This is a genomic window from Microbacterium sp. AG1240 (assembly GCF_003635115.1).
Taxonomy (GTDB): Bacteria; Actinomycetota; Actinomycetes; order Actinomycetales; family Microbacteriaceae; genus Microbacterium.
In genome coordinates, this window is sequence record NZ_RBXJ01000001.1 from 1,441,126 (window position 1) to 1,466,183 (window position 25,058).

26 protein-coding genes and 1 pseudogene are annotated in these 25,058 nt (G+C 67.3%); 14 read left to right on the forward strand and 13 right to left on the reverse strand.

The annotated features are described in order from the left end of the window. Positions 1-57: 57 nt before the first annotated feature. Positions 58-816, reverse strand: a pseudogene (locus DEU34_RS06805) (DUF349 domain-containing protein); the annotation flags it as partial. Positions 817-847: 31 nt separating this feature from the next. On the opposite strand from DEU34_RS06805, the gene DEU34_RS06810 reads away from it, so the two are divergent. Together DEU34_RS06810 and DEU34_RS06815 are read left to right on the forward strand one after the other, a co-directional pair. Next, positions 848-1,258: a MerR family transcriptional regulator gene (locus DEU34_RS06810; protein ID WP_121149350.1), complete on the forward strand. Its 411-nt coding sequence runs from the start codon at positions 848-850 to the stop codon at positions 1,256-1,258. A 140-nt stretch (positions 1,259-1,398) separates the two neighbouring features. Further along, positions 1,399-2,112 (forward strand): DUF3800 domain-containing protein, encoded by a 714-nt coding sequence (locus DEU34_RS06815; RefSeq protein ID WP_121149351.1) that lies wholly within the window; start codon positions 1,399-1,401, stop codon positions 2,110-2,112. Positions 2,113-2,214: 102 nt separating this feature from the next. On the opposite strand, the gene DEU34_RS06820 is transcribed toward DEU34_RS06815, so the two are convergent. Beyond that, complete coding sequence (locus tag DEU34_RS06820) at positions 2,215-2,709, reverse strand: GNAT family N-acetyltransferase (RefSeq protein ID WP_121149352.1); 495 nt, start codon at positions 2,707-2,709, stop codon at positions 2,215-2,217. Beyond that, on the reverse strand, positions 2,706-4,025 hold the full coding sequence (locus DEU34_RS06825; protein WP_121149353.1) for an FAD-dependent oxidoreductase: 1,320 nt from the start codon (positions 4,023-4,025) through the stop codon (positions 2,706-2,708). The genes DEU34_RS06820 and DEU34_RS06825 overlap by 4 nt, the downstream gene beginning before the upstream one ends. A gap of 88 nt (positions 4,026-4,113) precedes the next feature. Between DEU34_RS06825 and DEU34_RS06830 the strand changes: the two genes are divergently transcribed. Beyond that, positions 4,114-4,464, forward strand: coding sequence for a helix-turn-helix transcriptional regulator (locus DEU34_RS06830; RefSeq protein ID WP_121149354.1), 351 nt, complete (start codon positions 4,114-4,116; stop codon positions 4,462-4,464). A 59-nt stretch (positions 4,465-4,523) separates the two neighbouring features. On the opposite strand, the gene trxB is transcribed toward DEU34_RS06830, so the two are convergent. The 4 genes from trxB to DEU34_RS06850 all read right to left on the reverse strand — a co-directional run bounded on the left by trxB (position 4,524) and on the right by DEU34_RS06850 (position 7,570). Then, on the reverse strand, positions 4,524-5,510 hold the full coding sequence (gene trxB / locus DEU34_RS06835; protein ID WP_121149355.1) for a thioredoxin-disulfide reductase: 987 nt from the start codon (positions 5,508-5,510) through the stop codon (positions 4,524-4,526). Then, complete coding sequence (locus DEU34_RS06840; RefSeq protein WP_121149356.1) at positions 5,507-6,178, reverse strand: arsenate reductase ArsC; 672 nt, start codon at positions 6,176-6,178, stop codon at positions 5,507-5,509. The genes trxB and DEU34_RS06840 overlap by 4 nt, the downstream gene beginning before the upstream one ends. Before the next feature lie 2 nt (positions 6,179-6,180). Further along, positions 6,181-6,591: an arsenate reductase ArsC gene (locus DEU34_RS06845; RefSeq protein ID WP_121149357.1), complete on the reverse strand. Its 411-nt coding sequence runs from the start codon at positions 6,589-6,591 to the stop codon at positions 6,181-6,183. Positions 6,592-6,664: 73 nt separating this feature from the next. Then, the gene (locus DEU34_RS06850; RefSeq protein WP_121149358.1) at positions 6,665-7,570 is read right to left on the reverse strand and encodes a metalloregulator ArsR/SmtB family transcription factor; all 906 of its coding nucleotides are present in this window, start codon (positions 7,568-7,570) and stop codon (positions 6,665-6,667) included. Between the two features lie 28 nt (positions 7,571-7,598). Here DEU34_RS06850 and DEU34_RS06855 point away from each other — a divergent pair, with 28 nt between their 5' ends. Then, positions 7,599-8,282 (forward strand): MIP/aquaporin family protein, encoded by a 684-nt coding sequence (locus DEU34_RS06855; RefSeq protein WP_121149359.1) that lies wholly within the window; start codon positions 7,599-7,601, stop codon positions 8,280-8,282. A gap of 85 nt (positions 8,283-8,367) precedes the next feature. After that, positions 8,368-8,754, forward strand: a complete 387-nt coding sequence (locus DEU34_RS06860; protein ID WP_121149360.1) for a low molecular weight phosphatase family protein — start codon at positions 8,368-8,370, stop codon at positions 8,752-8,754. A 219-nt stretch (positions 8,755-8,973) separates the two neighbouring features. Here the strand turns inward: DEU34_RS06860 and DEU34_RS06865 are convergent, their stop codons facing one another. Continuing rightward, positions 8,974-9,534, reverse strand: a complete 561-nt coding sequence (locus tag DEU34_RS06865) for a hypothetical protein (protein ID WP_147424013.1) — start codon at positions 9,532-9,534, stop codon at positions 8,974-8,976. A 258-nt stretch (positions 9,535-9,792) separates the two neighbouring features. On the opposite strand from DEU34_RS06865, the gene DEU34_RS06870 reads away from it, so the two are divergent. The 4 genes from DEU34_RS06870 to DEU34_RS06885 are packed head-to-tail and all read left to right on the forward strand — an operon-like array spanning position 9,793 to position 14,565. Then, on the forward strand, positions 9,793-11,727 hold the full coding sequence (locus tag DEU34_RS06870) for a P-loop NTPase fold protein (RefSeq protein ID WP_147424014.1): 1,935 nt from the start codon (positions 9,793-9,795) through the stop codon (positions 11,725-11,727). 2 nt (positions 11,728-11,729) lie between these two features. Continuing rightward, positions 11,730-12,506, forward strand: a complete 777-nt coding sequence (locus tag DEU34_RS16090) for a hypothetical protein (protein ID WP_147424015.1) — start codon at positions 11,730-11,732, stop codon at positions 12,504-12,506. A gap of 2 nt (positions 12,507-12,508) precedes the next feature. Next, on the forward strand, positions 12,509-13,801 hold the full coding sequence (locus tag DEU34_RS16095; RefSeq protein WP_147424016.1) for a hypothetical protein: 1,293 nt from the start codon (positions 12,509-12,511) through the stop codon (positions 13,799-13,801). Then, positions 13,798-14,565, forward strand: a complete 768-nt coding sequence (locus tag DEU34_RS06885) for a TatD family hydrolase (protein ID WP_121149365.1) — start codon at positions 13,798-13,800, stop codon at positions 14,563-14,565. Before DEU34_RS16095 ends, DEU34_RS06885 begins: the two co-directional genes overlap by 4 nt. Positions 14,566-15,211: 646 nt before the next feature. Here the strand turns inward: DEU34_RS06885 and DEU34_RS16215 are convergent. Next, positions 15,212-15,646, reverse strand: coding sequence for a GNAT family N-acetyltransferase (locus DEU34_RS16215; protein WP_183042377.1), 435 nt, complete (start codon positions 15,644-15,646; stop codon positions 15,212-15,214). Between the two features lie 220 nt (positions 15,647-15,866). On the opposite strand from DEU34_RS16215, the gene DEU34_RS06895 reads away from it, so the two are divergent. The 3 genes from DEU34_RS06895 (at position 15,867) to DEU34_RS16220 (ending at position 17,606) form a co-directional block, all read left to right on the forward strand. After that, on the forward strand, positions 15,867-16,571 hold the full coding sequence (locus DEU34_RS06895; protein WP_121149366.1) for a GAF and ANTAR domain-containing protein: 705 nt from the start codon (positions 15,867-15,869) through the stop codon (positions 16,569-16,571). 25 nt (positions 16,572-16,596) lie between these two features. Further along, positions 16,597-17,322 (forward strand): GAF and ANTAR domain-containing protein, encoded by a 726-nt coding sequence (locus tag DEU34_RS06900; protein ID WP_121149367.1) that lies wholly within the window; start codon positions 16,597-16,599, stop codon positions 17,320-17,322. A gap of 113 nt (positions 17,323-17,435) precedes the next feature. Next, a complete protein-coding gene (locus DEU34_RS16220) occupies positions 17,436-17,606 on the forward strand; it encodes a hypothetical protein (RefSeq protein WP_183042378.1) in 171 nt (56 codons plus the stop codon). Here the strand turns inward: DEU34_RS16220 and DEU34_RS06905 are convergent. Genes DEU34_RS06905 through DEU34_RS06920 form a run of 4 tightly spaced genes read right to left on the reverse strand, consistent with a single transcriptional unit; the run spans position 17,603 to position 20,961 of the window. Then, the gene (locus tag DEU34_RS06905) at positions 17,603-18,484 is read right to left on the reverse strand and encodes a 3-methyladenine DNA glycosylase (RefSeq protein ID WP_396652105.1); all 882 of its coding nucleotides are present in this window, start codon (positions 18,482-18,484) and stop codon (positions 17,603-17,605) included. The two genes, DEU34_RS16220 and DEU34_RS06905, sit on opposite strands and share 4 nt — an antisense overlap. After that, the gene (locus tag DEU34_RS06910) at positions 18,481-19,194 is read right to left on the reverse strand and encodes an SOS response-associated peptidase (RefSeq protein ID WP_121149368.1); all 714 of its coding nucleotides are present in this window, start codon (positions 19,192-19,194) and stop codon (positions 18,481-18,483) included. The genes DEU34_RS06905 and DEU34_RS06910 overlap by 4 nt, the downstream gene beginning before the upstream one ends. Before the next feature lie 31 nt (positions 19,195-19,225). Beyond that, on the reverse strand, positions 19,226-20,272 hold the full coding sequence (locus tag DEU34_RS06915) for an App1 family protein (protein WP_121149369.1): 1,047 nt from the start codon (positions 20,270-20,272) through the stop codon (positions 19,226-19,228). Between the two features lie 5 nt (positions 20,273-20,277). Continuing rightward, positions 20,278-20,961 (reverse strand): DedA family protein, encoded by a 684-nt coding sequence (locus tag DEU34_RS06920; RefSeq protein ID WP_121149370.1) that lies wholly within the window; start codon positions 20,959-20,961, stop codon positions 20,278-20,280. 41 nt (positions 20,962-21,002) lie between these two features. On the opposite strand from DEU34_RS06920, the gene DEU34_RS06925 reads away from it, so the two are divergent. Continuing rightward, positions 21,003-22,304, forward strand: coding sequence for an anthranilate synthase component I family protein (locus DEU34_RS06925; protein ID WP_121149371.1), 1,302 nt, complete (start codon positions 21,003-21,005; stop codon positions 22,302-22,304). A 69-nt stretch (positions 22,305-22,373) separates the two neighbouring features. Then, entirely contained in the window at positions 22,374-24,947 is a 2,574-nt protein-coding gene (leuS, locus tag DEU34_RS06930; protein ID WP_121149372.1) for a leucine--tRNA ligase, read from the forward strand. Positions 24,948-25,058 lie beyond the last annotated feature (111 nt).

Consider the following 25,058-nt stretch of genomic DNA (forward strand, 5'->3'; position numbering starts at 1 on the left):
GTGTGACGCGAGGGTGTCGCCCTTTCTGTTGACCGTAGAGATCTGTGGAGAACCCGCTCAGCCGCCGAGGGCGCGCAGCCAGGTCCGTCGCGCTTCGAGGGCCTCGGACGCCTGAGCCGCCGCGCGCTTGTCGCCGCGCGCGGTGGCGTCGGCGAGCTCGGCCTCGAGCTTGTCGATCGCGTCGGACAGCTGGCGCGTCATGTCGTTGGCACGCGCCTTCTGCTCGGGATCGTTGCGCTTCCAGTCGGCGTCTTCGCGGGTGCGCACGCTCTGCTCGATCTTGCGCAGGTCGTCGTCGAGGGCACGCTCCTTGTCGCGCGGGAACACGCGACCGATCTCGTCCCACTGGCGCTGGATGGCGGTGAGCTTCTGTCGCGCGGTGGCGAGGTTCTTCTCGTCGACGAGCGGAGCCGCCTCGGCGAGGAGCACCTTCTTCTGCTCGATCTTCTCTTTCGAGGCCTCGGTCTCGGCGGACTCCCGCTCGATGCGAGCGCCGTACAGGGCGTCACCGGCGGCTTTGAAACGTGCCCACAGAGCATCGTCGACCTTGCGGCCGGCGCGGCCCGAAGCCTTCCAGGCGTCGAGCAGGTCGCGGTAGGCGCCGATGCCGTCCTCGCCGCGCGGGGCCAGGGCCTCGGCGCGCTCGACGAGACGCGTCTTGGCGTCGCGCGCGACCTTGTGGGTGTCGTCGAGCTGCGAGAAGTACTCGCGGCGGTGACGGTCGACCGTCGCGCGGGCGTCGCGGAACCGGCGCCACAGCTGCTGCGCGGTCGACTTCGACAGGCGGGGCCCGTTCTGCTGGTGGGCCTGCCAGCGCAAGTGGGGGTTCGCGCCGTAGGGTCGGCGTGTGCGGATCTCGGACGTCAGCAAGCGCAGCGGCGTCTCCGCGACGGCGCTGCGGTACTACGAGTCCATCGGACTCATCACCCCCGGCCGTAGTAGAAACGGGTACCGCGACTACGACGCGGACGTGCTGGCGCGCCTGGACCTCATCGAGTCCAGCAAGGAACTCGGCCTCCCGCTCGAGGACATCGGCCGGCACCTGCGCGCCCTTGAAACCACCTCCTGCACCGATGTCCGGGACGCGCTCCGCCCGCTCCTCGCGGAACGAGTCCGGCAGCTGGACGAGAAGCGTGCGCGACTGGATGAGCTGCGCTCTCGCCTCGACCGCGCCGACCACGACCTCGCCGCGTGCCCCGATCGGGACGAGCTCTGCTCGACCGAGTGCATCTTCCGCGCCCGCGGACAACACCAGTGACGACAGATCGATCAGGTGCGCTCCGTGCACCCCGAGCATCAGTGCTCCCGCGACGTGTTCACGTCTGCGAGCCGTTCGAAGCGGCTCATCGGCGTTGTTCTGCCGCTGGTGGTGGCGGAGGTCGCTGACATGATGACCGGATGCTGATCGCGTACGTGGACGAGTCCTACACACAGGACTTCTACTTCATCGGCGCTGCCGTGACGACACAGGAGAAGTGGGAGCAGCTCGAGCACGGCTACGCCGCTCTCAGGGAGCAGATAGCCGCGGATCACGGGGTACCGGCGGATGTCGAGTTCCACGGGCACGAGCTGATGGGCGGCGCCGGCGAGTGGGCTCCTCTGCGGGGGAAGCATCGTGAGGCGGCGGGCATCTACGCGGCCGCGCTGCGCATCGCGCAGGAGGCCGAAGTCCGCTACCTGTTCCGGGGCGTGGACGTGAAGCGGCTGAACGCCCGGTACCGGTACCCGGAGCAGCCGCACAAGGTCGTGTTGCAGCACCTGCTCGAGCGGGTGAATGAGTACCGCCGTGACGTCTTCTCCTTCGATACCGAGGAGGTAATCGTCGTAGCCGACGAGATCGCGACGCAGGAGGAGCACCGGCGGCAGTTCGAGAGCTACCGGTCACTGGGCACGCCGGGCTACCTGACGAGCCGCCTTGACCAGATTTCCTCTCCGATCCAGTTCGCGTCCTCGAGGAACGCTGCCGGGGTGCAGGCGGCCGACCTCGCGATCTACTTGCACCGGCGTCGGCAGACGGTGACGAAGACGCACCCGAAGTCCGCGGCGACGATGGCGCGCCTGGGCGGTCTGATCGCCGCGTCGACGTCGCACGACTGGATCTGGACGCCTTAAAAACTAAGACCCCACCGAGGCGGGGTCTTAGGCTGGCAACGTTCCGGGAACCGGCCCGTTGTGACGATCACGATACACGCGGATCCTGAACGAGTCACGGCCTCACGGGCGCCTTCGCTCGATCAGGATCGTGTCGCGCCACCGACCAGCCTCCGGCCCGTACGTCATCTGCGCGATGCGCTCCCGAATACCCACGCGCCGGAATCCCGCGCGATCGTGGAGGGTGAGACTGGCGGTGTTCTCGGGGAAGATGCTCGACTGGATCGTCCACAGGTTTGCGTCGTCCGCTGCACTGATGAGCGCGGCGAGCAGGATCGAACCGACGCCGCGGCCGCGTGCGGCGGCGGCGATATAGACGGAGTGCTCGACCACACCCCGGTAGACGGGTCGGGTCGAGCCCTTCGACAACGCAGCCCAGCCGAAGATCTGCTCCCCGTCGACGGCGACCAGGCGCCCGACGTCGAGCTTGCCCGCGTCGAACGCCTCCCACGTGGGCGGTTCGGCCTCGAAGGTGGCGTGCCCGGTCGTGATCCCGTCCCGGTAGATCGTCTCGACCGCCGCCCAGTCCTCGGGGGTCATCGCCCGGATCTCGGTCATGCGCAGCAGCTTCCTCCGGCGGATCCGATGTCGGTGGAGCAGACGCCGGTTTCAGGGAGCACGAGCTGCACGCGCCGAGCGGCGGCGTGATCGCCGGCGAGCTCGTCCGCGATGGAGCGGACCTGCTCGTAGCCGGTGACGAGCAGGAAGGTCGGCGCCCTGCCGTACGACTTCATCCCCGCGATGTAGAAGTTCGGCTCGGGGTGGGCGAGTTCCGCGACGCCGTGGGGGTCGACGGTGCCGCAGGAGTGCAGGTTCGGGTCGATCAGCGTCGCCAGAGCGCGGGGCGCTTCCACGATCTCGTCCAGGGAGACGCGGATCTCGCGCAGCATGTCGAGGTCGGGCCGGAACCCGGTGGCCTGCACCACGACATCGACTTCCACGCTCTCGCGCTCCTTCCGCCGCCGCCCCATCACCGTGACACCGCCGGAGGGGGTCTTCTCGAGGCGGTCGATTTCGAAGCGGTCCAGGAGAGTGATCGCGCCGTCGCGGACGAGCTGGTGCACGGTGCCGCCGAGCTTGCCGCGCTCTTCGAGTTCGTCATCGCCCGAGCCGAGGACGCGCAGCGGGCTCGTGCCACGAATCGCCCACGTGATCCTCGTATCCGGTTCCTCGCGGGCGAGACGGGCGAGCTTGATCAGAGTGTTCGCCGCGGAGTGGCCGGCGCCGACGACGAGGACGCTCTTCCCGGCGAACCGGGCACGCTCGGCGCCGAGCACGTCCGGCAGTGCGTGACTAAGGTGCTCCGCGACATCGAGGACACCGATTGGGTCAAGGCCCGCGGAGGCAAGCGCGTTGGGGGTCGAGTAGGTGCCGGAGGTGTCGATGACCGCGCGGGCGGTGACGTCGACGGCGCCCTCCGGAGTGTCCAGGCGCAGCAGGAACGGGGTCGCAGCGCGGCCGGTGGAGCGGGTGCGATCCATGCCCTCACGAGAGACGGCGGTGACGCGGGAGCGGTAGCGGATGACCGGGGCGAGCTGCGGGGTCGCGGCGAGGGGTGCGAGGTAGTCGCGGACGAGATCGTGCCCGGTGGGCAGTTTCTTCGAGGCGGGCGCCTCCCAGCCGGCGGCGTCGAGCAGGCGCCCGGCAGCGGAATCGACCAGGAACTCCCACGGGGAGAACAGGCGGGTGTGGCCCCACTGCTGCACCGCGGCTCCGGCGCTCTCGCCAGCCTCGTAGACGATGACATCGAGCCCGCGCTCGAGCAGCTGCGCGGCAGCGGCGAGACCAACGGGCCCTGCGCCGATGACGGCGACGGGCAGGCCGGTGAGGCGGCGCTCGTCGGTGCGGGGCGGGACGGTCAGCAGCATGGTCATCAGGTGCACTCCTCAACATCGACGGTCATCAATGGACCGAGTCTGCCCCGCTATATCGATGACTGTCAATGTATGGGAGGGTGGAGGCATGGCGACGATCGAGCTGACTCTCACCGCGGCGGCGGCCGCGTGCTGCGCGCCGCTCACGCGCGAGCCGCTGAGCGCCGAGGGCGCCGAACTGCTGGCGCGGGCACTGAAGGCGATGGCGGATCCGGCGAGGCTGCGCCTGGTGTCGATCGTCGCGTCCAGCGCATCCGGTGAGGTGTGTGTCTGCGACTTCACCGAGCCGGTCGGGCTGAGTCAGCCGACCGTGTCGCACCACTTAAAGATCCTCGTGGACGCCGGGATCCTGCACCGCGAGAAGCGCGGCACGTGGGCCTACTTCTCCCTCGTCCCCGGCGCGCTCGATTCCCTCGCGGGGATGCTCACTCGCGTCTGACGCTAACCGTCCACGACGCCCCCTCCCTCCGCGCACAGGCGGAAGGAGGGATTCCCCGGCTAGCGAGTGAGGGCGTCGTCCAGTTCGGCGGTCTCCTGCTGGGCGTAGCTGGCGAGGCCGTTGGCGGCGAGGTAGTGCTCGGCGTCGGCGGAGGCTGCGCAGCCGGTGCCGGCGGCGGTGATCGCTTGGCGGTAGCGGTGGTCCACGAGGTCCCCGGCGGCGAAGACGCCGGGGAGGTTCGTCTCGGTGGTGGGTGAGGAGACGCGGACGTAGTTGTCGGCGTCGACGTCGACCTGGCCGAGGACGAGCTCGGAGCGGGGGTCGTGGCCGATCGCGATGAACAGGCCCGTCGCGGCCAGCTCCGACTCCTCACCGGTGACGGTGTTCCGCAAGCGCAGCCCCGTCAGCCGGTCGGTGCCGACCGCTTCGGTGACCTCGGTGTCCCAGAGGACGCGGATCTTGGGGTTGGCGAGGGCGCGGTCCTGCATGATCTTCGACGCGCGCAGGAAGTCGCGGCGGTGGATGAGGGTCACGCTGTCCGCGAAGCGGGTGAGGAACATTGCCTCCTCGAGAGCGGAGTCGCCGCCGCCGACGACGGCGATGTCCTGGCCCTTGAAGAAGAACCCGTCGCAGGTCGCGCACCAGGACACTCCGTGTCCGGTGAGGTGCTGCTCGCCGGGGATGCCGAGCTTGCGGTAGGCGGAGCCCATTGCCAGGACGACGGTGTGCGCCTGGTAGGTGTCGCCGTAGCCGGTGGTGATGGTCTTGACCGGGCCGGTGAGCCCAAGTGCGGTGGCGTCGTCGTAGATGATGCGGGCGCCGAAGCGTTCGGCCTGGGCGCGCATGTTCTCCATCAGGTCCGGGCCCATGATGCCGGTGGGGAAGCCGGGGAAGTTCTCGACCTCGGTGGTGTTGACCAGGGCGCCGCCGGCTTCGACGGCGCTGGTGAGCACGATCGGGTTCAGGCCGGCGCGGGCGAGGTAGATGGCGGCGGTGTAGCCGGCGGGGCCGGATCCGACGACGACGACGTTCTCGATGCCGCTCATGCGGAGGCTCCTTCGGGGGTGACGCCGAGGGTCGCGAGCATGGCCTCGACCTTGGTGGTGATCTGGTCGCGGATCGTGCGGACCTCTTCCAGCGGGAGACCGGCCGGGTCTGTGAGGTCCCAGTCCTGGTAGGTCTTGCCGGGGTAGATCGGGCAGGCGTCGCCGCAGCCCATCGTGACGACGACGTCCGCCGCCTGCACCACGTCGTCGGTCAGGGGCTTGGGGAACGCCTCGGCCACGTCGAGGCCGAGCTCGGTGATCGCCTCGACCACGGACGGGTTCAGTTCCGCGGCGGGCATGGACCCGGCGGAGCGGACGTGGACGCGGCCGCCAGCGAGGGCTGCGGTGATGACGGCCGCCATCTGGGAGCGGCCGGCATTCTGCTCGCAGATGAAGAGCACCTCGGGCACGTCGTGCGCGTACGCGCCCTTCGCTTGGGCGAGCGCGGTAAGGCGGTCGGTCGCGAAGCGGGCAGTCTGGCTGGCGAGGTGCGCCTTGACCTTCGAGGTGCGCAGCAGTCCCGTGTACGACTCGAGCACGTACCTCTCGACCGTTTCGGCCGCGAAGACTCCGGTGAACTTCTGGCTGAGTTCGTCGGCGAGCCGCGCCAGGTACGCCTCCGGGTATACGAGGCCGGGCATCTCCCGGCGGGCGCTGAAATCGACCATCGTCAGACCTTCGCGGGCAGCAGCTCGGCGAGCAACGCCTCGACGCGGGCCTTGATGTCGTCGCGGATGGGACGCACCTCATCGAGCGACTTGCCTTTGGGGTCGGTGAGCGCCCAGTCCTCGTATCGCTTGCCGGGGAAGATCGGGCAGACGTCGCCACAGCCCATCGTGATGACGGCATCCGACTCGCGCACCTGATCGGTGGTCATCAGCGTGGGGACGGCCTGGGAGATGTCGATGCCCTCCTCCGCCATCGCGGCGATCGCCATCGGGTTGATCTGGTCGCCGGGCTCGGAGCCGCCGGAGAGAACCTCGACGGAGCCGCCGGACAGGGCGCGCATGTATCCGGCGGCCATCTGGGAGCGCCCGGCGTTGTGGATGCAGACGAACAGGACGGTGGGCTTCTCGGTCATGAGTATTCCTTCCTCGGATACCTCAAACCATAGACGCACATCTATTGGTTTGGCTAGCAGGCCCGCTCGAGGTTCACGCCGCGTTCACTTCAAGCGTCGCGAGAAGGGCGCGCACCCGCGCGTCGATGTCGTCGCGGATCTCTCGCACGCGCGTCAGGGGCCGGCCCACGGGGTCTTCGAGGTCCCAGTCGAGGTAGCTGCGGCCGGGGTAGATCGGGCAGGCATCGCCGCAGCCCATTGTGATCACGACGTCGGACGCGCGCACCACCTCGTCGGTCAGCGGCTTGGGGTATTCCCCGCCGACCGGCACCCCAATCTCATCCAGTGCCGTGATGATGACAGCGCGCACCGCGTCGGCCGGGTCGGAGCCGGCGGTGCGCACACGCACTCGGTCGCCGGCGAGGTGGCGGAGGATCGCGGCGGCGAGTTGGGAGCGGCCGGCGTTCTGCACGCATACGAATAGCACCTCTGGAGCGCCGCCCTCACGAGTGGGATCCGAGGAGGCGCGCAACGCGTCCAGGCGGTCGGCGGCGAAGCGTGACGTCAACGAGGGCAGGAGTCGGGTCGGGTGCGCACGCTCCGCCAGGAGGTCGCGGCTCTCGCGCACGTAGCGTTCGACGGTCTCCGGAGAGAAGGTGCCGGCGAACCGGATCGAGAGGTCCGCGACGATCCGCTCGAGGACATCGCCGTCGACGGGCGCGTCCTCGGGCGGGAGGCGGAGGTAATCGCTCACCCGGTCGAGTTGATCCGGGGCGATCGAGTACCAGACGGTCCGCCCCTCCGGCTGGCGCACCAGAAGGCCCTCCGCTGCGAGGGCGCGCACGTGATGGCTGACGGTGGGCTGGCGCAGCTCGAGCGCCTCGGCCATCTTGCCGACGAGCTGGCGCCCGTCCGGGCTGTCGAGGATCATCGACGCGATCCGCGCCCGGGTGGGATCCGCGAGCAACCGCAGGGCAGTGGTCGAACCGACGGAATCCATAGATGCAAGTCTATGCGATGCTAGGCGCGTGACCCCCGCCCCCTCCGCCCTCCTCCGCCGTGTCGCCGCCGAATTGGTCGGCTCCGCCGCCCTCGCCGCGATGGTCGTCGGCTCCGGCATAGCCGCGACTGGCCTGTCCGACGACGTCGGGGTGCAGCTGCTCATCAACGCGATTGCGACCGTGTTCGGGCTCTTCGTGCTGATCACGGTGCTGGGCCCGATCAGCGGGGCCCACTTCAACCCCGTCGTCTCTCTCGTCGACCTCGCCTTCGGGTACCGCAGCGCCCGCGACATCGCCCCGTACATCGGCGCGCAGATCCTCGGCTGCATCATCGGCAGCGTCCTCGCGAACATCATGTTCGACCTCCCGCCCGTCGCGATCAGCACCATGGACCGCATCACCCCGGGGCACCTGGTCGCGGAGGTCGTCGCGACCGCCGGCCTGGTCGCCGTGATCTTCGTCCTCGCCCGCACCGGCCGCTCCGTCTGGGCCGCCGGCGCCGTCGCCGCCTACATCGGCTCCGCGTACTTCTTCACCAGCTCCACGAGCTTCGCGAACCCTGCGATCACGATCGGCCGGATGTTCTCGGACACCTTCGCGGGCATCGCGCCAGGATCCGCGCCGCTGTTCATCGCCGCGCAGCTGGTCGGCGCTGCCCTGGGCTGGGCGGGCGTCCGACTCCTGGCTCCCCGCCACCTCCCCGCACCCTGAGCGGCGCGGTTCACGGGCCGTTCACCGCCGCTGAGCACACTCCTCCCGACCCCGACGACCACCGATCCGGAAGCAGCCTCCCCGTATGAGCACCCCCACCGTCCTCTTCCTCTGCAAGCACAACGCCGGCCGCTCCCAGCTCGGAGCCGGGCTCCTGGAGGTCATCGCCGGCGACCGCTTCACCGCCACCTCCGCCGGCATCACGCCAGCCGACAGCGTGAACCCGGCGATCGCCGCGACCGTCGCGGAGCTCGGCCTCGACATCAGCGGCCGCACCCCCCGCGCAGTCACCGCCGACGACATCGAGACCGCAGACATCGTCGTCGCGATGAAGCCCGGACTGCCGCTCCCCGCGACCCCGACGGGCCGCTACCTGGAGTGGTCCTTCCCCGACCCGACCGACTGGAGTGCGGAGAACGTGCGACCTCTTCGCGAGGCTGTCGCCGCCCGGATCCGGGCCGAGCTGCTGTAAGCGCGACACGGAGCGACGTCAGAACACCGCCACGAAGCGCCGCAATTCACAGCAGGGCCCCGGCGGCAAAACGCTCAGCGCATGACCGCTCGATTTAGCCGAGGTCAGTACTGGCAGGACCGCAGGCGCGTCGCCGGATGACCTCGACTCGGCAGAGCTCGCAAGGGGCCCGGACACCGCTGGCGAGATAGCGAGGGTGTCCGGGCCTGTTCGGGGGTCTCAGCTATACGGTTCGAACCAGAGGTCGAAGCGGTAGTCCCTGAGGGTGTCGTAGCCGCCACCTTCCACCGCCGCGAGGGTTCCGAAGTAGAGCTGCTCGTAATCTCCGTTACCGACGAGGTAGACGAACAGGTCATCGAAGAATTCCTCATCGAGCGGGATCTCCCAGCTCTGAGCAACGCCGAGGGCGTACTCCAGGATGATGGCAAGCGCGAGCTCGTGAGCGACGCAGCGCGGTCCCTCCCAGCGCTGCTGCAGTTGCTTCGTTACCTCAGCCAGGGCGGTCTTGAACTCGCATTGGAAGGACTCGGTGTACCGGCCGCTGTAGACCGGAGGAAGCATGTCTCGCAAGAAATCGAGGTCTGCGGAGTAATCGTTCGCGAAGTCCGCTCCGACTGCGATCAACGCGTAGAGGATCTCGTCGGCCGGGGCAGCGGGGACGGGGCTAGGACGGTCCGTGCCGCCGTGCTTGACGAAGTGGTCGATGCCACGGATACGAGCCGCCGCGGGCAGCATCATCTGATTGAAGTGTTCTGGGCTGTTGTCGTTGTAATCGGTCATAACTGTTATATGCGCGGCGGGCCAGAAATGTGCTCACACGTGGCGAGGCGCTTGTACGAGGCCGACCAGTTGGGCGCGCGCGTACGCAAACATCCGGCTCTCTTCGCTGTAACTGGCCACGGCATCCGGCTTGCCCGCTACTGTCGATCGCAGCATCAGCCGACGGCTGTGATGCCCTTGGCGGCATATCTACCGGAAGACTAGGATACGACCGAGTTCGATGAGCGATTCCGGTTGAGCTCTTCTGGGGGATTGAGCATGACAGACACAAGAGGAAGCAGTACCGAATCGAAGCGTTACCCGCTTCTGCTCGATGAGCCAACTGAAGTTGACCTGCTTTCTTTCGATGCTGTCGCATCGACCGTCGTGGACGCAGTCCTCGACCCTGGTCTCGACCCCATCGCGCTCGGGCTTTCTGGAAGCTGGGGAAGTGGCAAGACTTCCGTCCTCCGCTTGATCGGACGCCAACTGCGTCCGGCGGACGACGCGAAGTTGACCCGTATTGTCATCGAAACTGATCCCTGGCGCTACGACCCGCAGCTCGGCATTAAGGAATCGCTCATCGGCGAGATCCTCGCGGCGATTGAGGCGGCACTGCCAGATGACGGACTCGGCGAAAAATCAAAATCGCTTCTCAAGCGACTCGTCAGGCGCGTCGACTGGACAAAGGCGATGAAGCTTGCGGCGACGTCGGCGATCACGGTCACCCTGCCATCCGTGCAAAGCGTGCTCGATCTTGTGAAGCCGAAGAGCGAAGTCGAGGGCGAGGAGCAGCCAGAGCCGATCACCGACATGGTGCAGTTCCGTGCCGAGTTTGAGAATCTCCTGAAGTCAGAAGGTCTCGCCTCGATCGAGAACGTCGTCGTGCTCGTCGATGACCTCGATCGATGCCTTCCCGAAACTGTCGTCGAGACGCTCGAGACGATTCGGCTATTCCTGTCGGTTCCGAAGATGTCGTTCGTCATCGCTGCCGACGAAGAACGGGTCGCGGAAGCCATCGCTACTCGGTTCTCGGATGACGGTGAGATCGGCGAGGAATCCCCGGCTCGGCTGTATCTCCACAAGATCGTGCAGACCTCCGTACCCGTTCCTGCGCTCAGCGACTTCGACACAGAGGCGTATCTCGTGTTGCTTCAGATTCGCTCGCTCGTGCCCGACGACGGTGCCTACAACGTCATTGTCATGGAGGTGGCCGAGGCCCGCCGCGCAGCCGCGACCCTCGAAACCGTCAAGTCGCTGCAGCGCGACGACTTCGTCGAGGAGCGCAATAACGCCGCGCGTATCCGCCCTATCGTCCACGAGAAGACCCGCGGCAATCCCCGACGAATCAAGCGGTTCCTCAATGACCTGTCCGTGCGACTTTCGATCGCTGCCAAGCGCGGCATTTCACTGGACGAGGCCATGATCGCCAAGCTCATGGTGCTAGAGCAGTATTTCCCCGCCGACTTCATGACCCTGACGGACTGGCTTCGGCAGCGCACGCTGCGCACAAACCTCGAAGCCCTCGAGGCGTTTGCGGGTACACCGCAGGCCACGGACGGGACTGACGACACCTCCAAGCCCATAGCCGATGACCAGCTGGATTCAGAGAGTCCGGGCGACTCGCCCACAGAGGGCAACAAGAAGTCAAGTGCCGAGGTCATAAAGCCTGCACGGCCCGCACCGACCGAAGCGAAGCCTCAATTCAGCGAGGGATTAGTTCGATGGGCGCGCCTCTCGCCTGCGCTCGCCAAGAAAGACATCGCGCCGTACCTCGTTTTCGCGGCAAGCTTCAAGAGCGTTTTCCTGGAGTCTGATGCGCTTCCCGAGTCGATCCGAGACATGGCCACGCAGCTCCTTTCTCGCTCGCCTGGAGAGGCGCGCCGCGTGAGCGACGACATGCTCAGGCAGCTCGAACAGTCGAACGCAACGCGTCTCGTGTCCTACATCGGCGGCGTCATCGTGGACGAGCCAGCGCGGCAGGCGCAGGGGATCATTGCCATGCTGCGCATCTCGCGCGTGCAAACTAGTGCCGTCGACTCGGTGGTGAACGCGCTCAAGCGGATCAAGCCCGCCGAGCTTAAGGTCTCGGCGCTTACGACACTGCAGCCCACTGACGCACCGGGGATTCTCGACCAGTTCGAAGCGATGGCCAGCGCCAGCGGTAAGGAAGAACTCGTTGGGGCGTTTGGTGCCGTCAAGGAAGGCATCTAGCCGTGGGGACCAGCTCGTCCTACAAGGGTTCGACGAGCAAAGTGTCGAGCGCGCTTCGGGACGGCGTCGATTCGTGGTCGCAGTCGCAGACTGACGGATCTAAGACGCCGGTTCCGCAGAGTGTGATCGCGCAGGCGCTCAATATTCCAGTGTTCCCGCGTTCAAGCGGCGGTTCTGGCGGAGGAGGCGGGGGTGCCGGTTCGGGCGGAGGCGGAGGCCGTCAAGGTGACGGATCCAAGAAACAGAGCTCGCCGCGCCGCGACGCGCGTGCGTACGCCTCGACCGCAAGTCGCGCAGCCGGGCTCGCGAGGGCCTTTCGAGAGGGTAATCGCGAGGCGCTTGCCGAGGCGGGTCTCGATTTCGATCGCCTCTCCGAGCTCCCGTCTCGCTCCGAATTGGTGCGTGCGATTCTCGATGTCGTCTGCGGCGCCGACATGGGGAGTGACATCCCAGCTGAAGAACAGCGTGACATCGCTGCTCACCTTCTGGACTGGATGTTCGATGCGACTGAGAACTCGACGCTGCCGGACGCGGTCGCGACCGCAGAGCATGCCATTGGGCTGATCGTGGCCGAGATCTTTTTGTCGGAGGCCGGAGAGTTTCACTCCACCGACGCCGTATCCCGCGAAGAGTTCATCAGCGGTGTGTACGAGACAAGTCAGCAACTCGCGGCCGGATCAAATCTGACTCAATCCGGTGCGAGTCAGAGGGACATAGACAAGGCCATCCAGCGCGGGCTGCGTTGGCTTCGACGCGCTCACCGCGGGGGTGCCGCGTAATCATGTTCGAGTTTCGTCTGTCAGTCCTTCCGCCTGCTGACCCGCTGCCGACCGACGCGGACACCACCTTCTTTTGGCACAGCAAGCAGAGCATGCCCTACTTTCATGCCAACGTCGGACCGCGGCTTGCTGAGTACGGACTGGTGAAGAACCGCAATATCGACCTCGTTCGTATCGCCGCCGCAGTGCTCGCCGCCGACCGCTCAGCCAGTCGCTCGGGTAGTCTGTCGCGTTGGAATCAACGAGACATCGTGCTCACAATCGACGTGCTTGCGGTTGACCCATGGGACGGAGTCAAGAGCGACCTCGAACGGCTGCTTGGCTTTCTGACCGGCGACGCCTGGTCGCTCACGTTTCGACGAGAAGTCGGGGCGCCGGAGCAGCTCGGAAATGCTGCTGTCGGGGCGAAGCGTGCGGTGCTTCTGAGCGGCGGTGCGGACTCTGCAACTGGAGCGCTACTTTCCGCTCTTGAGCTGGCCGGACGCGCCGAGAAGCAAGTGCTGGTTTCGAGTTGGGCATCAACAAATCTCCGCCCGCTTCAAACACGGGTGGCCAATGAGATCGAGCGGATGGCGAAGGGCGCGACCGCAGACCATATGAAGGTGCGCATCGCGCGCGGGCGGCATGCCCCGAGCGGAGCGGCGTACGGTCGGGAGAACTCGACGCGGTCGCGCTCGTTACTTTTCATCGCGCTCGGGCTGGCTGTCGCGTCGATCGATGGCCTGCCGCTGTGGCTTCCGGAGAACGGCTACGCGTCAATTAACCCACCGCTCTCGAAGAGTCGCCGCGGAAGCCTGTCGACCAAGACCACTCATCCGAAGTTCATCGCAGATCTCAAGCGAATCCTCGAAGCGGTCGGTGCGCACCATGATGTCGTCAATCCCTATGCCGCCGCGACGAAGGGAGAGATGTTCTCGCTCGTCAGTGACGTTATTGGCAGCGCGGCGGCAAGTACTTTCCTGTCGTCCACATCTTCTTGCTCGCACACGGGTGCTCGGTCGTACGGCATTGGGCCCGATGTGGCCTGCGGTGTCTGCTTCGGGTGTGTGCTGCGGAAAGCCTCATTCGCAGCGAGCGGGCTGAACGACGGCACCCACTACCTAAAGCCGGCGAACGACAGGCAGCGCAATTGGCTCGAAGACAAAACCGTCGTGCCGGCGATGCGTGATTTTCTCGCTTCGCCGTTCGAGGAGCTTGATCTCTCCCGCCTGCAAATACCCGTGGACATCCCGCTCTCCGATGTAGCGAAGCTGGTCCAACGCGGTCGCGACGAGCTCGGACACTTGGCCCTATGAGGACCCCACCCCCTCTCGACACACATGCGCACCTCGCCGCAGATATCGATCCGGCGGCACTGCGTGGTCTTGGAGCGTTCATCTTGGCGATGACCCGGTCCATCGACGAGTTCGCGGCGGTATCGTCGCGCAGTGACTTGCGGGCGAGCTGGGGTGTCGGTGTGCACCCCGGGCTTGTGCAGAGCATCAAGTCATTTGACGCCAGCGCCTTCAGCACGGCGGTAGCGTCGGCTGCTTTTGTCGGTGAGGTTGGGCTCGATGGTGGGAGTCGGGTGCCGCTCGCTGACCAGGCGCGGGTGTTCCGAGCAGTGCTCGAGGAACTCCGACGACAACCACGTGTTGTGAGCGTGCACAGCTCGAGCGCCCAGTTCCAGGTGCTGCGGGAACTTCACCGTACGCCGGTCGAAGGTGTGATTCTGCATTGGTGGACCGGCTCAGCGGAGCTAACCGAGGAGGCGGTGCGGCTTGGCTGCTATTTCTCGCTACCCCCGGCCATGATGTCGTCGCTCGAGATTCTCCGACTCATCCCGCTTGAGCGGATATTGCCTGAGACCGATCACCCGTATGGTGACCGCCGAACGGCTGGTGTGAAACAGCCCGGGGGAGTGGCGGCGGTCGAGCGCCGCATCGCGAAGCTGCGCGGCCTCGAATCAAGAGAAGTCCGTATTCAGTTCTGGCGGAACTTCCGAGCGCTTGTCGACGAAGCAGGTAGTCGGCAGCGGTTTGGGGTCGCCTGGAGGAGTACGTTCGAGCACCTTCCCTAGCCTCTCAGCGATGTCAATGTGCGCGACGGTCTCTCCGCCCGCAATCGTGGCGTCGAGTCGGGCGTCAGGAGTTGAGCGCGGCGACCTACTTCCGCGAGTTTCCGGAGTTCGTGAGGGGCGAAAGGCAGATCCCAATGGTTGGAGGGGGGTCGCCAGGTCAGGATGGTGGGGTTCGAACCCCGAACAGCGGAGCTGCCCCAACGACCGGGCGTATCGCGGTCAAGGCGACTGTCCGGTTCCGCTGCGTGAGGATTCTGGGGGCCGTGTGTAAGTGAGATTGTCAGTATTGATCGGCCAACAACCACCTCGATCGAGCACCTCCGATCCGCCGAACCTCAGTCAACGCCTACGAACATCGAGTAACGACGACGCTTCGGAGCATCTTGGGATCGTGGCAAGCAATGCAGGGGGTCAGGGGTTCGAGTCCCCTCAGGTCCACCACTCACCGTTGACGATCCGCAGATGTGCGCGTCGACGTCTCCCGAAGCCTATGTCGGCACGACGATCCCGTGCTCGCATGGGCCTCGTCGTGCGACCGGAACACGGCCAACGCATTCGAGTGCGAGTGCGCGGGTTCGCGGGCATGGCAAGTGAGCGCCGACGGCCGGTGGCGGTCTCACGGGCCGGGCGGTAGCCGCCTACGAACTCACCCCGCATGGTTCTCACCGCGCAGGTGCTGCGTCATACCCACCGGGTCTTCCGAGGCGGGGATGAATCCCAAGGAGGAGTAGACACCGACGGCGTCAGGGCTGGAGAACAGGCCGACGATGGCGGAGCTCCCCGCCGTGAGCCGAACCCATGTCAGCAGGCGATTGACGAGCCGGGTTGCCAGGCCGTCGTCGGAGGCGTCGGGATGCACGATCACGTCCTGGACGTAGAAGTAGCGACTGCCGTCGCCGACGAGGCGTCCGGCGCCGACGACGAGCCCGTCGTACACGGCTACGGCGCCATGGAGCGATCCGTCGAGCGCACTCTGCATCGTGTTCCAGTCGTAGTGGTCGTCCCAGCCCACGGCACGAGCCAGTGAACGCAGCTCCGCTACGGTGGGTACTCGCTCGACGAGTGTGAATGTTCTGTCCATGAGGCTCTCCCGTTCGACCAGAGATGGGTCCGTGCACGACCGTAGTTCCCCTCCGGGGGGCCGTGCGGCACCGACGCGGGGCGGGGAGCGCGCCATTCCGGTGCCGTGCCGCGCGATCCCCGTGGGGTTTGCTCCCCGCGACCGCATCTGTGCTGATAGCGTCGGCCATACGGCACCCGAATTGACAGCCCGAGCATTCGACGCAGGTGGACGGTTGAGTATGAGCACGCCTCTCCCCGGCGATGATCGTGCGGCTTTCTCAGAAGCGCTCGCACGTCTCTCGGTGGCGCGCAAGGGTGATGACCTGTGTGGCCCTTTCGTGGGCGCGGCGCAGGTCACCGGTGCCTCCATCTCGACGCTCGGTCGTCCTTTGGGCAGCGAGACCGTCTGCGCGTCCGACGTCACGGCGGCGCGAATCGACGAGATCCAGATCGATCTCGGTGAGGGACCGTGCTGGGACGCCCTGAGGCACCGGCGGCCGGTGCTCGAATCGGACCTCGCCCGCTCGACGTCGACGAACTGGCCGAGCGCGCGGGAGGCATTCCGCTCGCTCGATGTCGGCGCGATCTACTCGTTTCCCCTCTACGTCGGCGAGTTGAGCGTCGGTGCGGTCGACCTCTACAGCGCACGACCTCGCAACCTGACCGCGCGGGCCGTCGCCGACGTCACGACCCTCGCTGAGATCGCCTCCCGACGGATCCTTCAGCGCGCGCTCGACGACGTCGAGCACACCGAGGATGGCCTGCCGGACGGTCCGCACTCCCGCCGAGAGATGCACCAGGCTTCCGGCATGGTCGCCGCGCAGCTCGACATCGGAGTAGAAGACGCCCTCCTCGTGCTGCGCGGGCGCGCCTATTCGACGGGTCGAACGGTGGCGCAGGTCGCCGAAGACGTCGTTGCACGTCGCGTGCGATTCGATCTCTGAGCAGTCGCGGTATCTAGACTCAGTTATGGCCACCCGCGAAGAGCACCTGCTGCGAACCGCGACGAAACTGTCCGACTCGCTCGACGCGCAGTTCGACATCGCCCGACTGCTGCAGCTCTTGGTAGACGACTGCACCGAGCTCTTCGACGCCAACGCCGCCGGTGTCCTGCTGGCCACGCCCGGTGTTGGGTGGCAGGTCAGCGCGTCCACCAGCGAGCGCAGCGAGCTCGTCGGACTCCTCCAGTGTCGCGTCGGCGAAGGGCCCTCCGTCGAAGCTGCTCTGACCGGCGACGTCGTCTCGGTCCCCGACCTCCGGCACATCACCGACACATGGCCGCGATTCGCGGTCGACGCGCATCGATCCGGGTATGCCTCGCTGTACGCGATCCCCATGCGGCTGCGCGGCGCTGTGGTCGGTTCACTCACCCTGTTCCGCGATCAGACCGGCGATCTCAATCACGCCGACGCCACAGCGGCGAAGACCCTCGCCGACATCGCAACGATCAGCGTTCTGCAAAGCCGGCGCACCGAGGAATCCGCCATGGCTCAGAGGCAGCTGCAAAGGGCCCTGGACAGCAGGGTGGTCATCGAACAGGCGAAGGGGTACGTCGCGTTCAGCCACGACATCGATATGGACGCAGCCTTCCGGCTGCTGCGTATGCACGCCCGCTCCACCCAGACTCCGATCAGCGCCGTCGCGGCCGAGGTGATCGCAGGTCGACTCACGCTCCAGCGAGACCAGGGGTGCTGAGTGCCCGTGATGACCCGCCGACAGGCGGGGCTCACGGAGCGGTCGCCGCAGGGCCTGGACCCGCGGGGGCTGATCGTGCAGGCTGAAAGCGTCACAGAGAAACGGAGGCCATGATGACCGATCAGAAGAAGCTCTCGTTCTGGCGACGCCTGATCCGCGTGTTCACGGGACGGCCGATGAGCCGAGAAGAGATGCAGCGGCAGCGCGAGCTGGGTGAGCAGGACCCGATGACGCGTATCCAGTTCGACATGCGCTCCACTCGCAACTCGGGTGGATGGGGCTAAGACCCGTCGTCGAGCCGGGTCAGAAGGCGCGCCCGGATCTCACTCGCGCGCATGCTGAACGCGCGCTGGCGGCGTCCGTATTCAGTCTTCCCGTCGACCGTCTCGATCGCCACCGGCTCGTACCCCCAGTCGCGCAGATCGTACGGTGATGCCTGCATGTCGAGCGTTCGGATGTCGCGCGCGAGTTCGAATGCGTCGAGCAGCACCTCACCCGGCACGAGAGGCCCGAGTTTGACCGCCCACTTGTAGAGGTCCATGCCCGCGTGCAGGCAGCCCGGTTGCTCGCGCGCGACCTGCAGGTCGCGGCTCAGCGGCTCCTGATTGAGCGGCACCGCGGCATCGGTGAAGAACCGGTACGCGTCGAAGTGCGTGCAGCGGAGTTCGGATGCTTCGACCACGGCATCGGTCTCGGCCGGACTCAGGCGTAGCGGCACGTCGTGCCGGGGCGTCGCGTCTCGGTAGACCATCGCCCATTCGTGGAGTCCGAAGCATCCGAAATGCGCCGGGCGTTGCGATGTCGCCCGCAGGAGACGGGAGACGGCGGTGATCAGATCGCCGCGATCAGCTCGGAACGCGGCGGTGTCGACGACGACGCCGCGGTGGTCGTCGGTCGAACGGTACCACCGCCATCCGGCTCGTTCGCCGGCATCGGCGAGCTCCACGCCGGCCCCGGGGTGCCAGCGCCGCAGCAGCGACGGCTTGTACGAGTAGTACGTGAAGAGGAAGTCGTCGACCGGGTGCGTCTGTCCGCGCGACGCCCGGGCGCGACGACCCGCGGTGAGCTCATCTGCGCGCGCCGCGTGCGTCTCGGCGGCCGCTCGCCACTCGTCGTCGCTGAGCCGGATCGTCGTGGCGGTCTGCGGTATGGGCGGCGTCACTCGTCGACCGGCTCGATCAGCTCGGGGGAGTTGTTGCGCACGTTGCCGACTGCCGTGGAGACGACGTGGTCGTCGAGGGTGTCGGCGACGGTGGGCGCGGCATCGATCGCGGCGTCGAGGATGTCGCCGACGTTGTCGGTCGACGGGTCGAGCCACGCGTCGGCGTAATCGGCGTCCATGAACAACGGCATCCGATCGTGGATCGACCCCAGCCGACCGATCGAGGCGCGGGTGAGGATGGTGAAGCTCAGCATCCACCGAGCCGGATCGTCGTCGGCGAGCTCGGGGTTCTTCCACCATTCGTAGAGCCCGGCGAAGAACAGCGGCGATCCGTCGGCGGGGTGGATGTAGTGGGGAACCTTGCCGTCGTCGGTCGTCTTCCACTCGTAGTAGCCGGACGCCGGAACGATGGCACGGCGCTTCTCGAGAGCTCCCCGGAACATCGGCTTGTTCTCGATCTCTTCCGAGCGGGCGTTGAAGGCCTTGACGCCGATTCCGGCATCTTTCGCCCACGACGGTACGAGGCCCCAGCGGGCGGGTTCGAGTCGCCGGGTGGGCGGATCGGTCTTCACGGAATCGAGCACGATCGCCGCCGACGCCGTGGGGGCGATGTTGTACGACGGAGCGGGGAGGTCATCGTTCTCGACGTCGACGCGCAAGACCCCGACGAGCTCGGAACCGACATTGGCAACCACGAAACGACCGCACATGGTTCCACCGTAGACGGGCCCTACGACACCGTCACTTCTCGGGATCGTCTTCCTCGGCGATGCCGACGGCCGCGAGCCGTTCGAGCAGGCCTGCGCCGTCCGACGCCGTGACCCAGGGCACCTCCGCCGCGGAGTGATCGTCGACCACCGTGCGGCCACCCGCGAGCACCGCCTCGGCGGGTGAGAGCTTGCGGATCGCCACTCCGGCGACGTTCGCGGGGTGGTCGATCGCGAAGCCCGTGTAGATCTCGTCGTCGTGCTGACCGTCGTCTCCCACCAGCAGCCACTGGATGTCGGGGAACTCCTCGGCGAGCCGCCGCAGATTCGTCTTCTTGTGGTCCTTCCCGCTGCGGAACCACCGGTCGTGGGTCGGACCCCAGTCGGTCAGCAGGATGGCCCCGGCAGGGTAGAGGTGACGGCGGAGGAAGCGGATGAGGGTGGGCGCAACGTTCCACGCGCCGGTAGACAAGTAGATGACCGGCGATCCAGGGTGTTCCCGGGTCAGTCGCTCGAGCATCACTGCCATGCCCGGCACGGGCTGACGGGCATGCTCGTCGACGACGAAGGAGTTCCACGCGGCCAGGAGAGGCCGGGGGAGGGCGGTCACCATGACCGTGTCGTCGACGTCGGAGACGAGCCCGAAGCGCACGCCGGAGGCCACGATGAACACTCGTGACTCGACGGGCTCGCCGTCTTCGACAGCGACCATGATCGTCTGCCAGCCCGGTTCGAGCCGGGCCGGAAGCACCGTGTCGATGACCCCGCCTCGGTCGGCGCGCACGTCGTGCCGCTCGCCCTCGATGGTGACCGTGACCTGCGCGAATGCCACGGGAACGGCCGCGAAGCTCCGCCACCCGCGGAGGCTGGAGTACTCGCCGGACGATCTCTGCTTCACAGCGGGGACGATCAGGACGCGTCCGAGGACCCGTACCCACTCCTCGCTGCCGTATCCGGGGAAGCCGGTCGCGGTGGGCACGAGGCCACGCCCACGGGCGCGACGCTCCCGCCACGAGTGGAAGCGTCGCTCGAGACGGGCGAGCCACAGGATCTTGGGGCGCTCAGGTGCGTCGGAAGGCATCGCCCTCAGTCTTTCATGCCCGCATCGTCCGCGCGCGAGGGTTCGGTCGAATCATCGCCGAGATGCTTGCGCTCCACGCGCTCGATCACCTTCTTGCCGATGAAGATCAGCACCAGGAACACCACGATCACGGCGACGAAGATGTACCCCGCGTAGTGGATCGACTGCGACAGATCCCGATAGGTGCCCGCGGCGAGCGAGGCCACCGAGATGTACAACGTCGTCCAGATCACGCAGGCCGGCGTCGTCCAGGCGAGGAACCGTCGGTAGGAGTAGTTGCTCATGCCCACCGTGAGCGGAACCAGCGAGTGCAACACCGGGAGGAAGCGGGAGAGGAAGATCGCGAGGCCGCCGCGGCGTTCGAGGTAGCGCTCCGACCGTTGCCAGTTCTTCTCCCCGATGCGCCGACCCAACCGCGAGGCGCGGATGCGGGGTCCGAGGAAGCGCCCGAGCGCGAAGCCGATGCTCTCGCCGACGAGCGCACCACCGACGACAGCGAACCCGAGCGCGATGGCCTCGACGGGGCCGGAGACGGCGGTGCCCGCGACGATCACGACCGTGTCGCCGGGCACGACGAGGCCGACCAGCACGCTCGTCTCGAGCATGATGGCCACGCCGGCGATGATCGTCCGCACGACGGGATCGACACTCTGCACCGTGTCGAGCAGCCACGTCAGGATCTCGTTCACGCCACGAGCCTAGAACCCGTCGTCGCGTCTACCCTGGGAGCGTGTCGCCACCGAACGTCGCCGTCGCCGTCGACGCATGGATCGACCCCTCCGACGCGTACGCCGGTGTCGTGGGGGATGATCCGCACGGCTTCTGGCTCGACGCCGGCGCCGACGCCTCCGACGGCTGGAGCTGGCTGGGCATCGGTCGCCCCGAATCCGATACCGCCGCGGTCGACGCGGTGGACGTGTCGCGTCCGACGGATCGCACCGATGAGGCCGGCCCGTTCCGCGGCGGATGGGTGGGCTGGGTCACCTACGAGGCCGGCGCTGCGGCTGCCGGTGCGCCCACCGTGGCAGGCGACGACCCCGCGCGGTGGTGGCTGCGGGTGGACGAGTTCCTCGCGTTCGACCACGCGAACCGCCGCGTCTGGGCGTGGGCGCCGACGCGCGAGCGAGCCGCGCGTGTGGCCGCCGCGGCGGCACGCTCCCGGCCGGATGCTGCGCTGCCGACGGAGCCCGTCGCATCCGTGGCCCGTTCCCGGCATGTGCCGTCGGAGTACGGCGAGCTGGTGGAGAGGTGCCGCGATCACATCCGTGAGGGCGACGCCTACCTCCTGTGTCTGACGACCCGCTTCGACGTCGACGGGCCCATCGATGCCCGCGCGGTGCATCGCAGACTTCGCACATCATCACCGAGCCACCACGGCGGCTTCGTGCGGGCGGGGGGCACGGCGCTGGTCAGCGCGACCCCGGAGCGCTTCCTCTCGGTGACCGACGGGGTGGTGCGGACGCACCCGATCAAGGGCACGCGACCTCGTTCGATCGATCCCGTCGATGATCGCCGGCTCGCCGATGAGCTGCGCGCCGATCCGAAGGAACGCGCGGAGAACGTCATGATCGTGGATCTGATGCGCAACGATCTCGCGCGGGTGTGCGCTCCCGGCACCGTAACCGTCGAACGGCTGCTCGACGTCGAGAGCTACCCCGCCGTCCACCAGCTCGTCAGCACCATCGCGGGCTCTCTGGCCGGAGGCACGACCCTGGGCTCCTTGCTTGCGGCCGCGTTTCCGGCCGGCAGCATGACGGGGGCCCCGAAGCTGTCGGCCATGACGATCCTGCACGAGCTCGAGGCGGCTCCGCGGGGCGTGTTCTCCGGCTGCTTCGGGTGGGTGGGCGACGACGGGGGAGTCGACCTCGCGATGGTGATCCGCAGCGTCGTGGTGCACCCCGACGGCGCGTACGTCGGCGCCGGGGGCGGCATCACCTGGCACTCCCGACCCGAGGCCGAGGTGCGCGAGGTGGGCTGGAAAGCACGCGCCCCGCTGGCCGCGATCGGCGCCGTTCTGCCGCCGGGCTGGTGACGGTGGCATTCCGGTAACGTGGATCGCGCGCCGTGTGCGCGACCCGAACCCCACGATTGGCTCTTCCGTATGTCTTCTATGCCCTCTTCGCCCGCTGAGAGCGGTGGCCCCGACGTTCACGCGGTCCAGCGGAAGTGGCAGGAACGCTGGGCTGAGAAAGACCCGTTCCGCGCCGGCGGCGACGAAGACACCCGCCCCCGCAAGTACGTGCTGGCGATGTTCCCGTACCCCTCCGGCGACCTGCACATGGGCCACGCCGAGAACTACCTCTATTCGGACATCGTCGCGAGGTTCTGGCGGCACCGCGGGTACAACGTGCTGCATCCGATCGGCTGGGACTCGTTCGGCCTGCCGGCGGAGAATGCGGCCATCCAGCGCAAGGCCGATCCGGTGCAGTGGACTTCGGCGAACATCGCTCAGCAGAAGACGAGCATGAAGGACTACGGGGTCTCCTTCGACTGGAGCCGCGTGCTCCACACGAGCGACCCCGACTACTACCGCTGGAACCAGTGGCTCTTCGAGCGCCTCTACGAGCGGGGCCTCGCGTACCGCAAGGACGGCGCCGTGAACTGGTGCCCCTTCGACCAGACGGTGCTCGCCAACGAGCAGGTCGTGGACGGCCGTTGCGAGCGGTGCGGCAACGAGGTCATCAAGAAGAAGCTGACGCAGTGGTACCTGCGCATCACCGACTACGCCGACCGTCTGCTCGACGACCTGAACCAGCTCGAGGGCTTCTGGCCGCAGAAGGTCATCCAAATGCAGCGCAACTGGATCGGTCGTTCCGTGGGCGCTGACATCGACTTCGAGATCGAGGGGCGCGCCGAGAAGGTCACGGTCTTCTCCACCCGCCCCGACACGCTGCACGGAGCGACGTTCTTCGTCGTGGCACCCGATTCCGACCTCGCCGCCGAGCTCATCCAGGGCGCGTCCGCCGTGGCGCAGGAGCGGTTCGCGACCTACCTGGCCGACGTCCGCAAGGCCACCGACATCGATCGGCAGTCGAGCGACCGCCCGAAGACCGGTGTCTTCCTCGAGCGCTGGGCGATCAACCCCGTCAACGGCGAGCGCATGCCCGTCTGGGCGGCCGACTACGTGCTGGCCGACTACGGTCACGGCGCGGTCATGGCCGTCCCCGCCCACGACCAGCGCGACCTCGACTTCGCGCGCGCGTTCGACCTGCCGGTGCGGATCGTCGTGGACACCACCGCTCCGGTCACCGGCGCGATCCCCGTGATCGAGCTCGACGAGCACGGCGTCCCGATCGATCCGGGCGGGGAGAGCATCGACGACCTCGATCCGGCGCGCACGGGCATCGCACTCACGGGGGAGGGTCGTCTGATCAACTCCGGCCCCTTCGACGGGCTGTCCAAGCGCACGGCCATCTCCCGCGTGATCGATCAACTGCAGAAGGACGGTCTCGGCCGCGCCGCAAAGACCTTCCGTCTGCGCGACTGGCTCATCTCGCGTCAGCGTTTCTGGGGAACGCCGATCCCCATGATCCACACCGACGACGGTCGCATCGTGCCCGTGCCCGACGACCAGCTGCCGGTGCGTCTGCCCGCGGTCGAGGGTCTCGACCTCACCCCCAAGGGTGCATCGCCGCTCGGTGCCGCGAAGGACTGGGTGGAGGTGGCCGACCCCGAGACCGGCGCTCCCGCTCGGCGCGACCCCGACACGATGGACACGTTCGTCGACAGCTCGTGGTACTACATGCGGTTCCTGTCGCCCGGCGACACGACGCAGCCCTTCTCCTCGCGTGAGGCCGACAAGTGGGGCCCGGTCGACTTCTACATCGGCGGCGTCGAGCACGCGATCCTCCACCTCCTCTACGCGCGCTTCGTCACGAAAGCGATGTTCGATATGGGCATGGTCGAGTTCACCGAACCGTTCACGCACCTGATCAATCAGGGCATGGTGATCCTCGGCGGCACGAAGATGTCGAAGAGCAAGGGCAATCTCGTGCTCTTCCAGGAGGAGCTCGACGCGCACGGCGCTGACGCCCTCCGCGTCGCACTCGGCTTCGCCGGCCCGGTGGAAGACGACAAGGACTGGGATGACGTCTCCACGACGGGCGCGACGAAGTTCCTCGCACGAGCGCTGCGCATCGCCCACGACGTCGACAGCGAGACCGACGTCGTGTGGGCCGAGGGCGACACGGCTCTGCGTCGCGTCACGCACCGCCTGTGGGCGGATGCGCCCGGTCTCATCGAGCAGACGAAGTTCAACGTCGTGGTCGCCCGACTCATGGAGCTGGTCAACGCGACCCGGAAGGCGATCGACACCGGAGCCGGGGCAGGCGATCCCGCCGTCCGCGAGGCAGCCGAGGCGATCGCGATGATCCTCGACCTCTTCGCCCCGCACACCGCGGAAGAGATGTGGGAGGTGCTCGGCTACGAGCCCTTCGTCGGTCTGGCCGTCTGGCGTCAACCCGACCCCACGCTCCTCGTGGAGGAGTCCGTCACCGCCGTCGTGCAGGTCGACGGCAAGGTGCGCTCGACGCTGGAGGTGTCGGCGAGGATCGATGCCGCCGATCTCGAGGCTCGCGCGCGCGCCGACGAGAAGGTGCGCCGAGCACTCGGCCATCGTGAGATCGTGCGTGCGGTGGTGCGCCCTCCGAAGGTCGTCAGCTTCTCGACGAAGTAGCAGCTCCGGTTGGAGGGGCGGGGCGCAGCATCCGCCCCTCCCCAGGCCTCGTGCGCCGTGATTCCTCCCCGATCGTGAGCCGGCGTCTCCCGACGCGCACCGGCTCCACGT